The sequence below is a fragment of the Betaproteobacteria bacterium genome, assembly GCA_016791345.1.
In the GTDB taxonomy this organism is placed as follows: Bacteria; Pseudomonadota; Gammaproteobacteria; order Burkholderiales; family JAEUMW01; genus JAEUMW01.
The window spans coordinates 1-12,784 of sequence record JAEUMW010000111.1 but is presented as its reverse complement, the minus strand read 5'-3'; the positions used below and the strand labels follow the sequence as shown (position 1 = coordinate 12,784).

Annotated in this window: 11 protein-coding genes; 8 read left to right on the top strand and 3 right to left on the bottom strand. The window is 64.4% G+C overall.

Translation table 11 applies throughout. From position 1 onward, the window contains the following. Positions 1-33 precede the first annotated feature (33 nt). The 5 genes from JNK68_04460 to JNK68_04440 all read left to right on the top strand — a co-directional run bounded on the left by JNK68_04460 (position 34) and on the right by JNK68_04440 (position 4,738). The gene (locus tag JNK68_04460) at positions 34-789 is read left to right on the top strand and encodes a hypothetical protein (protein ID MBL8539605.1); all 756 of its coding nucleotides are present in this window, start codon (positions 34-36) and stop codon (positions 787-789) included. A gap of 80 nt (positions 790-869) precedes the next feature. After that, entirely contained in the window at positions 870-1,781 is a 912-nt protein-coding gene (locus tag JNK68_04455; protein ID MBL8539604.1) for a polysaccharide pyruvyl transferase family protein, read from the top strand. A gap of 15 nt (positions 1,782-1,796) precedes the next feature. Then, on the top strand, positions 1,797-2,570 hold the full coding sequence (locus JNK68_04450; protein ID MBL8539603.1) for a hypothetical protein: 774 nt from the start codon (positions 1,797-1,799) through the stop codon (positions 2,568-2,570). A 154-nt stretch (positions 2,571-2,724) separates the two neighbouring features. Beyond that, the gene (locus JNK68_04445) at positions 2,725-3,786 is read left to right on the top strand and encodes an acyltransferase (GenBank protein MBL8539602.1); all 1,062 of its coding nucleotides are present in this window, start codon (positions 2,725-2,727) and stop codon (positions 3,784-3,786) included. A gap of 13 nt (positions 3,787-3,799) precedes the next feature. Then, positions 3,800-4,738, top strand: a complete 939-nt coding sequence (locus JNK68_04440) for a sulfotransferase (GenBank protein MBL8539601.1) — start codon at positions 3,800-3,802, stop codon at positions 4,736-4,738. 71 nt (positions 4,739-4,809) lie between these two features. On the opposite strand, the gene JNK68_04435 is transcribed toward JNK68_04440, so the two are convergent. From JNK68_04435 to JNK68_04425, 3 genes are all read right to left on the bottom strand, one after another. Continuing rightward, a complete protein-coding gene (locus JNK68_04435) occupies positions 4,810-5,190 on the bottom strand; it encodes a tautomerase family protein (protein ID MBL8539600.1) in 381 nt (126 codons plus the stop codon). A 53-nt stretch (positions 5,191-5,243) separates the two neighbouring features. Further along, on the bottom strand, positions 5,244-9,086 hold the full coding sequence (locus JNK68_04430) for an FAD/FMN-binding oxidoreductase (GenBank protein ID MBL8539599.1): 3,843 nt from the start codon (positions 9,084-9,086) through the stop codon (positions 5,244-5,246). A 225-nt stretch (positions 9,087-9,311) separates the two neighbouring features. Further along, entirely contained in the window at positions 9,312-9,488 is a 177-nt protein-coding gene (locus tag JNK68_04425; protein ID MBL8539598.1) for a hypothetical protein, read from the bottom strand. Positions 9,489-9,618: 130 nt separating this feature from the next. Between JNK68_04425 and JNK68_04420 the strand changes: the two genes are divergently transcribed. From JNK68_04420 to JNK68_04410, 3 genes are all read left to right on the top strand, one after another. Then, positions 9,619-10,605, top strand: coding sequence for a LysR family transcriptional regulator (locus JNK68_04420; protein ID MBL8539597.1), 987 nt, complete (start codon positions 9,619-9,621; stop codon positions 10,603-10,605). A 161-nt stretch (positions 10,606-10,766) separates the two neighbouring features. Beyond that, positions 10,767-12,083, top strand: coding sequence for a TolC family protein (locus JNK68_04415; protein ID MBL8539596.1), 1,317 nt, complete (start codon positions 10,767-10,769; stop codon positions 12,081-12,083). Continuing rightward, the coding region (locus tag JNK68_04410) for an efflux RND transporter periplasmic adaptor subunit (protein ID MBL8539595.1) at positions 12,080-12,784 on the top strand (705 nt) is incomplete at its 3' end. The genes JNK68_04415 and JNK68_04410, both read left to right, overlap by 4 nt.

Here is a 12,784-nt window from a genome sequence, read left to right as displayed (position 1 = left end):
GACGACCTCCTGGACCCGCAATTGATCAGGGTCATGGCGCCGCACTGGAACGCACGCGTGAGCAAGGTGCAGTTTCAGATGAAGACGATCGACGCGACGGGCAAAGAGCTGGGTTCCGTGTTTCCTCAGTATTACCACGTGCCATCTCCCGCGCAGACGAGGCAGTGGGCATTGAAGGCCAACGCGTATCCGACACCGCCGGGCTCCGGAAATGCATACGCGCGGTGGTTTCTTGACCAGGTGATGTGCGACGTCGACACCGTCGACCGATTCGCCGACTCGGCGCTGCTGGCAGCGGCACCTCTCCTGGGAGATGTCGTTACCATTGCGCAGCCGCTCGTGAGCTACCGCGTTCATGGTCGCAACGACGGCGCGATGCTCGCTCTGGATGCGACTCGCTTCGCTCGCGAATGGTTGCGTGCCCGGCGTCGCTTCCACTATGGCGCGTCCGTGGCGCGTTCAGTGGGCCTTGCTGCACGCGACGATGCTTTCGCCCGCGACCTCGCATCCCTTGCCTATCGGGCTGCATCCTGGCGTCTGGCGCCGACCGATCACCCGGTGCGGGGCGATTCGGGGGGCTCCATTCTTGCCGATGCCGCGCGGGCCGTGAGCGTGCCTCAGGGGCATTCGCTGGCGAGCCGCTCTGCCATGCTTGCGTGGCTCGCTTTCGTTTGCCTGGCGCCGCAGTCGGCGGCCGCCAGGATGCTGCAGTGGCGATTCGTGCCGTCCACGCGGCCTAAGCGTCTCAGGCAGTTCATGGCGGCCCTTTCCATCGCACGGATGCATTAGATGAACGCGGCGCAGATTCGCCACGCGACACCCCGGCGATCCATCGCAAAGCCGCGAGCGACGTCGCAGCGGGAGTTCGTGTGCTCATAACCGAAGGCTGGGACGAACTGGTGCTAAGCCTGGAAGACGTCGGCAGGCTGGGCGGCCCCATCAAGTTCGTTCCGAACCCTGGCAATCCCGGCGATGCGCTCATTGCCGCTGCGACGTGGCAGCTCTTCGATGCGCTGAAACTGTCGCCGCGGGTGACACGCATCGAGGGGATCGGTGCGCGGGACGTGGCCATCTATGGTGGTGGAGGTGCGCTCGTGCCGGAGTATCCAACATGCGCACGCTTCATCGAGCGCTGCCTCGACGTCAACGTACGTGCCGCCATAGTGTTGTCGAACTCAGTTCGAGGTCACGAAGAACTCCTGCAGCGACTGGATCCGCGGTTCACGATCGTGTGCCGTGATTCGGCTTCGTTTGCGCACGCCCGCGCGACGGCCCGCAATGCCCGTGTATTGATGGCGCCAGACTTGGCGCTGCGTCTCGATGTCGAAGCCGTCACGGCGCGTTGCTCGCTGCCGTCCGTGCGTGCCAGATTCCTGCGAGCGATGACTCTGCGAGCGGAGTCGGTCGTGAAAGGGCAGGGCGTGCGTTACTGCCGATGGCGGCACGCATTGTCGAGACTGCAGATCCCTGATAACGGCCGACTCGACATCCTGCGCACGGACAAAGAGGCCACCTCACCCAACCGGGGTGACGCGAGTTGGGACATCAGCGATCTGTATGGGTCGAACTTCCGACCACGAAGCGAAGCCGAGTTCATCGCGCGGGATATGCTGAACTTTGTTCAGCGCGCAAAGGCCGTGCGCACCGATCGGCTGCACGTTGGCATCGCGGCAGCGCTGGTTGGATGTCCGGTCACCTACCTGGACAACTCATACGGGAAGATTAAGGCGATCTACGACACGTCGCTCGTCGATATTCCCACCATTGCTTTCGAGCACTAGCGATCCAGGCGCCGCATGGGTCACTTAGTCTTCGCTCTTGCCCTCGCGTTGTGGCTGGGTGCCGGCAACGCGCTGGCCGACGATCCTGCAGTGGGCGACGCCGCGGCAGCAGCGCTGCCCGCTGTCGACGGCCCCTCGCCGTACCCGAAGGATCCCACGGACTGGCCGGGAAAAGGGGCCATTCGCGTCTTCGGCTGGATGTCGCAGAACCGTGAGGCGTTCTGGCGTCAGCGCACGGAAAAGCAGCACGCAGTGGTGTTCGCCGGTGACTCCCTGGTCGGTGGGTGGAAGACACTGGACCATGACTTTCCGGGCATGAAAACCGCCAATCGCGGAATCGGGGGGGACGTGAGTCGCGGACTTCTGTTCCGCTGGAAGGAAGACGTTCTCGATCTGCATCCGCAGGCGGTGGTGCTGTTGATCGGCACCAACGACCTGAGCGCGCAGCAGAACCCGCAGGACACGGCGACGAACATCGGTCTCATCCTCGACGCCGTCGCGCAATCCGGTAACACGGTGCCGGTGATTCTCTGCACGCTGCCACCCCGGAACAACCCCAAGGCGCCAGTCAAGCCCGGTGCCCTCGACGACCTCAACCGGAAAATCGAAGCCGTGGGGAATTCGCGCAGGAACGTGCAGGTGCTTGACCTCCAGAGCCTGTTCGTCACCAGCGATGGGACTCCGGACGAGCAATATTTCCAAGCCGACCAGCTTCACCTGAACGCCGCTGGATATTCGAAATGGCATGAAGCACTGCAACCCGTGCTGGAGAAGCTGAATGTCCACTAATCCTGTGCAGCTGCCGACAGCCAGCATTTCGGCGCCGGCCTCCACCTACCTCGACGCACTGCGGGCGGTCGCGGCCAATCTGGTGGTCGGTGCCCACGTCCTGCTGCTGTAGTTTCCGAACCAGTACGTGTATCGCGGCGGCAGCCTGGGCGTCGTGATCTTCTTCCTCCTGTCAGGCTTTCTCATCACGCAGTCGATGCTCAATCGGGCGGCGTCGCCCGGTCCGGGCCTGCCGGCGTTTCTTGCCGATCGTGTGGCGCGGATCATGACGCCTTTCGTCCCGGTGCTCGTCCTCGTCGTGTTGTTGAATGCGGCTTTCATCGAGTCCCACTTCGGCGGCGCGGGTCTGAATCGCGGTCTGGCGGCATTCGTCGGCAATCTTCTGATGCTCCACGACCATCCGTTTTTCCAGGCATTGGACATCGCGCATGTCGACACCTGGTGGAGAATCCGTCCGTACAACACAGCTGAACCGTTCTGGACGGTGGCAGTCGAGTTCTGGCTTTACGCGGCTGTCGGTCTGGGCTTCTTCTGCGTGCTGCGGGGTGAGCGGATCCGTCGCGGGTGTCTCTGGGGTTTGACGATCGTCAGCCTTCCGGTGCTCCTGTGGAACTGCGTGGCAGGGGGAGGGGAGGCGCTCACACTCGTGTGGATGGTGGGCGCGATTGCCGCCTATCTTCTTGCGCGGCTCGCGGCCGCCGATGCCAAAGTTCGCTGGCGACTTCTCGCCGTCTGCCTGATCGGCTGCGGCGCGGTTGCGCTCACCGCACGCATCAAGACTTCGGGATTCGAACCCTACAATCTCCAGATCGCCGTGCTGATCGGCATCGTCATGTTCGGGGTGCTGATTGTCTTGAACCGCGTGGATCGGGTTTCGCGGTGGGTCGCCGGTCCGGCGAACTTCTTCGCGTCGTACAGCTACAGCCTCTACCTGACGCACAACACGATACTCGTGCTCATGTTCGAGTTCACCCGGTCGCTTCCGAAGCCGCTGTCGATCGCGCTCGGAGTCGTGACGGCGCAGCTCGTGGCCTGGGCAGTGTATATGGCGTTCGAGCGTCATTACCGCAGCGTGGGGCGGTGGCTGCGACCGATTTTCTCGCGCTTGATGCTGCCCCGCTCCGATGGGCGGGTGCTGCAGCCGGCGGAGCCGCTGCAGTGGTCGCAGCGTCTGCGTCCGCCGTTCCGACGGGTTTCGCGCTCAGGCGCTGGTTAGCGGGAGGGAAGCCATGGAAACCTTACGGACTCATCTCGATCTTCGCCAGAATGCTCCTTCGGGGCGAGTGCCCGGAACCCTGTCGAGCAGCAAGTACCGGAAGATGAGTCCCATGCGGCGATGTCTCGCCACGTCCGTGGCGAGCGTCAATCCGCAATGTCGCTACGAACGCGCGATCTTCATTATCGGCCATATGCGCTGCGGATCGACTGCGCTTTCGAACGTGCTGTGCAGTCGCGACGACATCTCGGGCTACGGAGAGTCGCACATCCGGCACTGGCAACCCGGAGCACTCGGCTGGCTGGTGCTGAAGCAGTGGCGACGCGGCCACTGGAAGCCGCGAGCGCGGCATCTCTTCGACAAGATTCTGCATTCCTATTTCGACGTGGAATCCGGTCCGCAATTCTTCCGAGCCCGCGCGATCTTCATGGTCCGCAGTCCGGCCGAGACCATCCCTTCCATCCGCAGGCTGTACCAGGCAATCGGCTCCGACAAGTATGGCTCCGATGACCAGGCGGCACGCTACTACACCGAGCGCCTGTGGACGATGTTGGAACTCTGGCAGCGCTTCGCACCTGCGCGGCGCGCGGGCATCTCGCACGAGGCGCTGACAGCGGATCCCGACGGTGAACTTGCCCGCATCGGCGGTCGACTCGGATTGAACCCGCCACTGACGAACAGCTATCGACGCCCGCAGGTGGCCATGGAAGCCGGTGTCGGTGACCCGCTGTCTTCACACAAATTCGACCGCATCGTCGCTGCGAGCACGGCAACCACGGCGTCGGAGCAGCAGAACCTCGACTTGGCGCCGGAACGGCTCGGCGAGCTCAACGCGCTCTATTCACGATGCGTCGCTCTCTTTGGCCAGGCCATGACATTACTGCTCACATTTGTTTGCGACGTTACGGCCTTCGTGCCAGCCAGTCTTTGCGACATGATCGTGTTTGCCTAGCACCCGTGAGCGCCGGCTTGCGTGTCTTACGGTCAATCGCCGAGTACGCGTGAGGTCGGTCGATAGCCTGCTCAGGTATGAAGCAGCCGACCACCCCCGAATGACCAGTTCTCCCAGGCGGTTTCCTTTAAGCAGACCATCACGTGCTCGGGATCGAGCCCGGCGGCCGACAGGTCACCCATGAGTTGCTCGAGAAACTTCTTCTTCACCTTCACGCTGCGCCCCACCGACCAGAGGATCTCGATGAGGGCGAAGTCGTCACCGCGCGCCGACGCGAGATCGGGATAGGTCGGATCGAAACGGAAGTCGTCCGCGTCGAGTTCGATGACGCGCTGAAACTTGTCGGTCACCGGCACACCCGCGCCGACGAGAGCCGCATGAACCGCGTCGAGGACGGTACTCTTGAATGCGCTGGACTTGGGTCTACGAACCGTGAGGGTAACGAGCGGCATGGTCTCTCTCCTTTGGCTGTCAGCGGGCGATCGCGCCGCCCCGGAACAGCCTACTACAGCAGCACCCGCTCGATTCCCCCGTTGTTGGCCTTGGCCACGTAGTCGCTCATCCAGTTCTCACCGAGCACGTGCTTCGCCATCTCGACCACGACGTAATCGGCCTGGGTTCCGGCGTCGTTGTCGTAGCGCGACAACCCCTGCAGGCATGACGGACAGGACGTGAGGATTTTCACCTGCCCGCTGAAGCCGTCTTCGCGCAGTGCTGCAGCACCCTTTTCCATTTCTTCCTGCTTGCGGAAGCGAACCTGCGTCGAGATGTCGGGGCGCGTCACCGCAAGCGTGCCGGACTCCCCGCAGCAGCGATCGTTGAGCGGCACCTCGCTTCCCATCAGTGCATTGACCACCTTGAGCGGCTGATAGGTCTTCATCGGCGAGTGACAGGGGTCGTGGTACATGTAGCGCACACCCTCGACCCCTTCGAGCTTGAGTCCCTGTTCGAGCAGGTACTCGTGGATGTCGAGCAGGCGGCAGCCGGGGAAGATGCGGTCGAATTCGTACTTGAGCAACTGGTCCATGCAGGTGCCGCAGGACACGATGACGGTCTTGATGTCGAGGTAGTTGAGCGTGTTCGCAACGCGGTGGAACAGCACCCGATTCGCCGTCGTGATCGCCTGTCCCTTCACTGCCTGCCCCGCCGCGGTCTGCGGATATCCGCAGCACAGATAGCCGGGCGGCAGCACGGTGACGGCGCCGATGTGGAAGAGGAGCGCCTGCGTCGCGAGACCGACCTGGCTGAAAAGACGCTCCGAGCCGCAGCCCGGGAAGTAGAACACGGCGTCCGCGTCATCGTTTGCCTTGTGCGGATCGCGGATGACGGGGACGATCGTCTTGTCCTCGATGTCGAGCAGCGCACGCGCGGTGCGCTTGGGTACGCCAGCCGGCATCGGCTTGTTGATGAAGTGAATGACCTGTGCCTTGATCGGCGGGCGCCGGACGGTGGCCGGCGGATGGCGCGTCTGGCCGTTGACGAGCCGGAGGCGGCGTCCGAGGTCGTACGCAATGCGCTGGGCGCGGTAGCCCCAGTCGATGATCACCTTCTTCGCGAGCTTGATGGTCGCCGGGTCGGTCGCATTGAGGAAGAACATCGATGCGCGTGCGCCCAGGTTCGTCCGCCGCTTGCCGTGACGGCGGAGGAAATTGCGCATCGCGATCGACACGTCGCCAAAATCGATGTCGACCGGACAGGGGGCGACGCACTTGTGGCAAACGGTGCAATGATCGGCGACGTCGCCGAACTCCGCGAAGTGCGCGAGCGATACGCCGCGTCGCGTCTGCTCCTCGTACAGGAACGCCTCGATCAGGAGCGAGGTGGCGAGCACCTTGTTGCGCGGGCTGTAGAGCAAGTTGGCGCGCGGCACGTGGGTCGAGCACACCGGCTTGCACTTTCCGCAGCGCAGGCAGTCCTTGATCGAATCCGAGATGTGTCCGATCTCGGACTGCTCGAGGATCAGGGATTCGGCGCCGAGCAGATTGAATGACGGCGTGTAGGCGTTGCGTAGATCCGCTGACGGCAAGAGCTTGCCGCGGTTGAAGCGTCCTTCGGGATCTACCTTCTGCTTGTAGGCGACGAAGTCCGCGAGTTCCGCAGGTTCCAGATACTCGAGCTTGGTGATGCCGATGCCGTGCTCGCCCGAGATCACACCGTCGAGGCTGCGCGCAAGGCGCATGATCCGCGCGACGGCTGCGTTGGCCTCCTGCAGCATGCCGTAGTCGTCGGAGTTGACGGGAATGTTCGTGTGCACGTTGCCGTCGCCGGCGTGCATGTGCAGCGCGACGAACACGCGGCGCTTGAGCACGCTGCGGTGGAGCGCATCGCAGGCCTCCAGCGTCGGTGCGAAAGCGCGTCCCATGAAGATGTCGCGCAGCGGCGCACGCACCTCCTGCTTCCACGACACGCGCAGCGTGCGGTCCTGCAGAATCGAGAACACCGTGCCTGGGTGGCGCGCAAGGGCTGTCGCCTGGTCGCCGAAGTGTTTCGCGTGCTCGGAGAAAAAACGCTCGCACGGCGCGTCGAGGTTGTCGAGCAGCGCCTGCCAGCGCACGTGCGCGGCGAGCAGGAGCTCGTTCGCCTGGTCGACGCGCTTTTCCAGAAGCTCCGGCGCATCGATCCGCACGTCGTCCTGAGCCAGCGGCAATTCGCCTGCGAAAAGCCCGGCCAGCGCCTCCAGCAGCGCGAGCTTGTTGCGGATGGAGAGCTCGATGTTGATGCGCTCGATGCCGTCGGTGTAGTCGCCCATGCGGGCGAGGGGGATGACCACGTCCTCGTTGATTTTGAAGGCGTTGGTGTGCTTGGCGATGGCCGCGGTGCGCGCGCGGTCGAGCCAGAACTTGCGGCGGGCCTCGGCGCTTACCGCGATGAACCCCTCGCCAGAGCGGGCGTTGGCGATGCGCACGACGTGTGAGGCCGCCGCGCCGACGGCTGCGTCGTCCTCACCGACGATGTCCGCCAGCAGCACCATCTTCGGCAGACAGGCGCGACGGGACTTGGTCGCATAGCCGACCGCCTTCAAATAGCGGTCGTCGAGGTGTTCCAGGCCGGCCAGGGTGGCACCCCCCGGACGCTGGTCGAGGTATTTCTTGATCTCGACGATGGAGGGCACGGCATCGCGCGCCTGGCCGTAGAACTCGAGGCAGACGGTGCGCGTATGCTTGGGCATGCGGTGCAGGATGAAGCGTGCGGAGGTGATGATGCCATCACACCCTTCCTTCTGGATGCCCGGCAATCCCGCCAGAAACTTGTCGGTGACGTCCTTGCCGAGCCCGGTCTTGCGGAAGCGCGTCCCGGGAATATCGAGGATCTCGGCCGCGCCGTGCGGACTCTTGCCGTCGCGTTCGAAGCGCTGGATGCGGAAACGGGCGGTCGGCGCGTCGTGGATCTTGCCGAGGTTGTGATCCAGACGCGTCACCTCGATCCATTCGGCATCTGGCGTGACCATGCGCCAGGAGGCGAGGTTGTCGAGCGCCGTTCCCCACAACACCGCCTTCTTGCCGCCCGCGTTCATGGCGACGTTGCCACCGATGCACGACGCATCGGCCGAGGTCGGATCGACTGCGAACACGAGCCCCGCGGCCTCCGCGCGCTCCATGACGCGCCGCGTGACGACACCTGCACCGCATACAATGGTCGACACAGGCTGTGCGACGCCGGGCAATGGCACGACCTCGACCGCCCCGAGGTGGTCGAGCTTCTCAGTGTTGATGACGGCGGAGTACCTGGTCAGGGGTACGGCGCCGCCGGTGTAGCCGGTTCCGCCGCCGCGTGGAATGATCGTGAGGCCGAGCTTGATGCAGGCGCGCACGATGGGTGCGACTTCGGCCTCCGTGTCGGGGTGGATGACGACGAAGGGATACTCGACGCGCCAGTCGGTGGCGTCGGTGACGTGCGAGACGCGCGCCAGGCCGTCGAACTGAATGTTGTCGCGGCGAGTGACGCGTGCGAGATGGCGCACCACCTCGCGCCGCCTCGTTGCGACCTCCCCGAAGCCGCGCTCGAACGTGTTCACCGCCTGGCGTGCAGCGTCGAGCAACTGCTCGACGCGCGGGTCGCTCTGGACGTGGCGCTTGCCTATCTCGCGCAGACGATGACGCAGTGCCTCGACCAGCATTGCGCGCCGGGGCGGGTTGCCGAGCAGATCGTCTTCGAGGTAGGGATTGCGCGAGACGACCCAGATGTCGCCCAGGACTTCGTACAGCATGCGCGCGGAGCGCCCCGTGCGCCGACTCTCGCGCAGGGCGTTGAGGAGGTCCCACACGTCGTGTCCGAGCAGGCGGATCACGATCTCGCGATCGGAAAACGACGTGTAGTTGTAGGGGATCTCCCTCAGGCGGGCGGGCATGCTGTTGCTGGCGGGCGCCGTTTTCCGGCGCGCGGCGGCCTTGCGGTAAAACCGCGAGTTTACCGCGGTGCAGCAAACATTACGACCGCGCCCGGCACATGGGCAAGCTCGGCGGGACGGTCAAGGGAGGGGAAGCCAGTCAAGTCTCCGTCCCATCGAACACTGGCAACGGGCGGGGAATGGACGACGCACCGCTGCGGGCGGGCGGACGCCCGTAAAGCAGGCCTAGGCGCGGGATACCTCCTGCAGCGGCTCGCGGTACCCGGGGGCGTTCACGAACGGACTGCCGTTCCTGACCCACTCGTCCCGTTCCCGCGAAGAGCCGAACGACACTTGGCGCAGGAACTGCGGACTGGCTACGCGAACACCTTTCCCCCAAACATATTCAACGGCTTGAAACACGACTTGTCTCCTCTTGAGAGTTTCTGGAAGAACGCCCGCCAGCTTCTGGCTGAGCCGACGCCTGAATGGTACGGCTGATTCTGCATTTACTGAAATGAACTGTTCGGATACATTCCATAGTGGATTACCTATGGGGCCTTTCTTGCACTTCACGTTTCGCCAGCTACGTGCTTTCGAGACCGTCGCCCGTTGCGCAAGTTTCACGCGCGCGGCCGAGGAACTGCACGTCGCGCAACCGACGGTGTCGGTGCTGGTCAAGCAGCTTGCCGATGCCGTGGGGTTGCCGCTCTTCGAGCAGGTCGGAAGGAAGATCTTTCTCACCGAGGCGGGTCGTCAGCTCTACGCAACGTGCGCTCACATCTTCGCGACGTGGGCGCAGTTCGAAATGACCCTCGCGGATCTGAAAGGCATGAAGCAGGGACGTTTGCGACTGGCCGTCGTCACCACGGCCAAGTATTTCGTCCCGCGACTGCTCGGCCCTTTTCTCAGGCGTTATCCGGGCATCGACGTCGCGCTCGATGTCGCCAACCGCGACAGCGTGCTGGCGCGTCTCGTCGCGAACGAGGACGATCTATACATCATGGGGGTGCCGCCGCAGGGCCTGGAGGTCGAGGTGCACCCCTTCCTCGCGAATCCGCTCGTCGTGCTGGCACCGATCGATCACCCGCTTGTGCGCGAGAAGCGCATCGCGTTCTCGCGTCTGCAGAAGGAACCGCTCATCCTGCGCGAACGCGGTTCGGGAACGCGTTCCGTGGTCGAGCGCTATTTCGCCGACCACGGGGCCGAAGTGCATCCGCGCATGGAGCTTGGCAGCAACGAAGCGATCAAGCAGGCGGTGGCGGGGGGGCTCGGTGTGGCCGTCATGTCGCTGCACGCGTTGACGCAGGGAATGACGCATGCGCAACTTGCCATTCTCGACGTCGAAGGGTTTCCCATCGAGCGCTCCTGGTTCGTGGTGTTTCCGCGCGGCAAGCAGCTGTCGGTAGTTGCGCAAACCTTCTTCGAGTACCTCGAGACGGAGGGTGAACAGCTGCTCGCATCCATGCCGGGACCGGCAGCGCCATCGACGACTGAATCGCTTCAATCTCCTGCGGGCGGACCGCCGTCTTCAGCATAGCGGCTGTGACCGCTTCCGGTTGTGCCATGGCATCCAATGCTCTGCAGCGGAATTTTTTCACGGGATCGTTGTCCGAGCCGCTCGTCACCGGCGGCCCGATTCACTGCGCATCAATCATCCCCGGCGCCCACTGAGTCCCTGCTCCTTTCTCGCGGAAACGCATGATTTCTCCAGTTCGCAGTGCGAAGAAGATTTGCCCTGCACACCTCACGGACGCACGCTGCCACACCTCGTGGCTTCTGCTGCTGGCGTTCATCTGGGGCACTCTTGCCACGACCTTCGCGCGCGCGGAACGCGTCATCACGCTCGACGATGCGATCGCACTCGCGGAGGAGAGGAACCCAGGGGTCGCCGCCAATCTGGGCCGTGAAGAGGCGGCCCGTGCCGGTATCGTGACCGCGCGCCAGTACCCGAATCCATCGCTCGACGCGAACGTCGGTCCGCAGCGGCCGCGCAACAATTCCGGCACGCTTTCCGGCACGGCCTGGGGCGTCGGGGTTGCACAGCCGATCGAGTACCCGTCCGTGCGCGAATCGCGGCGGCGGACCGCGGAGGCCAATCTGGGGTCAGTGGAGGCCGGGTCGGCCGCATTCCGCGCGCAGCTTCTCGCACAGGTCAGCAGCAACTTCTACGAGGTGCTGCAGCGGCAGGAGCAGCTCGTCATCGCCGACGAAGACCTCAAGCTCCTGGAGGAGATTCGTGATCGCGTCGGCCTGCGCGCCAAGCTCGGTGAATCCCCGCGCCTCGACCTCGTGCGCACGGAGACCGAAGTGCTCAACGCGCAGCGCGCACGCGATGCCGCGGCGGTACGGGTGACACAGGCGAAGCTCGCGCTCGCCAATGTCATCGGAATTCCGCCGGCGGAGCCCTACGCGGTCCACGGCACGCTCGCGGGCCTGGGTGCGCTGCCGCCGCTCGACCGTCTGCGCGACGAGATCGCGCGCGACAATCCGCAGATTCAGCAGGCGCAGGCGGAGCAGGAGCGTGCGCGCAACCGGCTGCAACTCGAGCGCGATCTGCGTTTGCCGGCGCCGACGCTGCAGGCGGGCTACGTGCAGGAACCGGACAAGGAGGTCACCCGGTTCGGGCTCTCCCTGCCGATCCCGCTCTTCAATCAGCGTGAGGGACAGATCGCGGAGGCGTTGGCCGAACTCAAGGTCGCGGACGCGCAACTGCGTGCGCGCGAGTTCGCGCTGGCGCGTGAAGTGGACGCTGCGTATGGTCGCCTGCTGGTGGCGCGTCAGCAGGTCGAGACGTTCGAAAGCGGACTGCTCGAACGCGCGCAGCGCACCCTCGAGGCCGCCGAGGCAGCCTATCGCTTCGGTGAGCGCGGCATCATCGAATACCTCGATGCCCAGCGTACCTACCGTGCGGTGCGCCAGGACTATCTCAACGCCCGCTACGAGCTCGCCTATTCGATCATCGAGATCGAGCGCCTGACGGGCCGTGACTATCTCACTTCCGGAACTGCTCGATGAATTGCTCAAGACATCTCGGCGTGTTGCTGGCGCTGGCCGTGCTGCTCTCCGGCTGCGGCGAGAAGAAGGACGTCCAGAAAGTCGCCGCTGTCGCCCTCGATCCGAATGTCATCGTCGTCGACGAGACGCTCGCGGCGCGGGTGAAGGTGGGCACCATCGGCCGCGAGGAAGTGAGCGAGGAACTGCGGGTGCCGGGCAGCGTGGGGCTCGACGAGCGGCGCGTCGCGCGCATCGGCTCCTCGGTGACGGGACGCATCACGAAGGTGCTCGCCTTTCGCGGCGACGAGGTGAAGGCGGGGCAGACGCTGGCGATACTGAACAGCACCGAGCTTGCCAATGGGCAGATGCAGTTTCTGACCGCCGTCGCGGACGTCGAACTCAAGACGCGTGCGGTGGAGCGCGCCAAGCAGCTGCTCGCGGCAGACGTGATCGGCAGTGCGGAACTGCAGCGCAGGGAGAACGAGCTCTTTTCCGCAGAGGTGGCAATGAAGGCTGCACGCGACCAGTTGCGGCTCATGGGCATGTCGCCCGGGGCGATCGACGGCGTGAAGCGCACCCGTGAGATCGACTCGGTGGCCGCCGTGAACGCGACGATGTCCGGCAGCGTGATCGATCGGCAGATCAACCAGGGCCAGGTGGTACAGCCTGCGGACGCGATGTTCACGGTCGCCGATCTCGAACACGTGTGGATCGAGGGCGAG

Bases quoted from the DNA above. Each gene is read 5' to 3' on its own strand.
- JNK68_04460 (MBL8539605.1), top strand. From the start codon at position 34: ATGGCGCCGCACTGGAACGCACGCGTGAGCAAGGTGCAGTTTCAGATG.
- JNK68_04450 (MBL8539603.1), top strand. From the start codon at position 1,797: ATGGGTCACTTAGTCTTCGCTCTTGCCCTCGCGTTGTGGCTGGGTGCC.
- JNK68_04440 (MBL8539601.1), top strand. From the start codon at position 3,800: ATGGAAACCTTACGGACTCATCTCGATCTTCGCCAGAATGCTCCTTCG.
- JNK68_04435 (MBL8539600.1), bottom strand. From the start codon at position 5,190: ATGCCGCTCGTTACCCTCACGGTTCGTAGACCCAAGTCCAGCGCATTC.
- JNK68_04430 (MBL8539599.1), bottom strand. From the start codon at position 9,086: ATGCCCGCCCGCCTGAGGGAGATCCCCTACAACTACACGTCGTTTTCC.
- JNK68_04420 (MBL8539597.1), top strand. From the start codon at position 9,619: ATGGGGCCTTTCTTGCACTTCACGTTTCGCCAGCTACGTGCTTTCGAG.
- JNK68_04415 (MBL8539596.1), top strand. From the start codon at position 10,767: ATGATTTCTCCAGTTCGCAGTGCGAAGAAGATTTGCCCTGCACACCTC.